The sequence below is a fragment of the Lactiplantibacillus sp. ME-2 genome (genome assembly GCF_022549155.1).
GTDB classification, from domain to species: domain Bacteria; phylum Bacillota; class Bacilli; order Lactobacillales; family Lactobacillaceae; genus Lactiplantibacillus; species Lactiplantibacillus plantarum.
Genome location: NZ_JAKZEQ010000121.1, coordinates 1 through 803, shown reverse-complemented (window position 1 = coordinate 803; position 803 = coordinate 1). Strand labels below are relative to the sequence as shown.

The 803-nt window shown below is 37.1% G+C and carries 1 protein-coding gene; it reads left to right on the top strand.

The window, feature by feature from the left end:
- The first annotated feature begins 7 nt into the window (after positions 1-7).
- A complete protein-coding gene (locus tag MMY95_RS15625) occupies positions 8-403 on the top strand; it encodes a hypothetical protein (RefSeq protein WP_241277826.1) in 396 nt (131 codons plus the stop codon).
- The last annotated feature ends 400 nt before the right edge of the window (positions 404-803 follow it).

Here is an 803-nt window from a genome sequence, read left to right as displayed (position 1 = left end):
TTTAGTCATAGTAAAACCCCCGAGATTGTTGTCCAATCTCGGGGGTTCACTTCATAATGACCAGCAAGGGTCGCACTTTTTAGTTAAGCATTCTACTAATGGATACAATTTTTATCAGTTGCCAGTACGAGCAGGGCATTCGCCCTTAGCGTCAGTATTGTGGGATTTGCGATATACGATTGGTATTGATGTTGACCAATTGCGCTTGTATGATTCGATTATGGCTGAGCTGGATGATGAAAAAGTTGCGGTCTTTGTCTTTGACCACCTAACTGTTGACGGGCAGGTACGTGCAAAGTTTGATCGTCAAGAGCTCGAGTTTGTTCTAGCCAGTGAATTGCACGAGTTATTTACGAGTGTTCGTGTGAGTGAAACAATGCCGTTTACGAATTTATCAAAATAAATTCGAATAAAGGGTTGACCTGCATACTAATACTTGATAATATATATCTTGTCGCTGCGAGCACTGCTGTTAAACAGCTAGCCGCTAGCACTTACATTGTTTCATTTCAAATTGTTGTAAGTGAATAAATATTCAAAACAGCAAAAAAGTTATTGACATGAGTAATCGCTAATGATAAGATATTTCTTGTCGCGTTAACAATTCAACTGATTGAGGCGTTGACGATTATGTTATGGTAATAACGTTTCAAATTCATTTGCATAGTTATTCAACTTATTAAATAAAGTTGTTGACAAGGAAATGATGAAATGATATTATGTAATAGTTGTGTTAAGCGATTAACGTACGGAATTAGATCTTTGAAAACTGAACAAAGTTTCGACGAATCAAATGTGTAGGG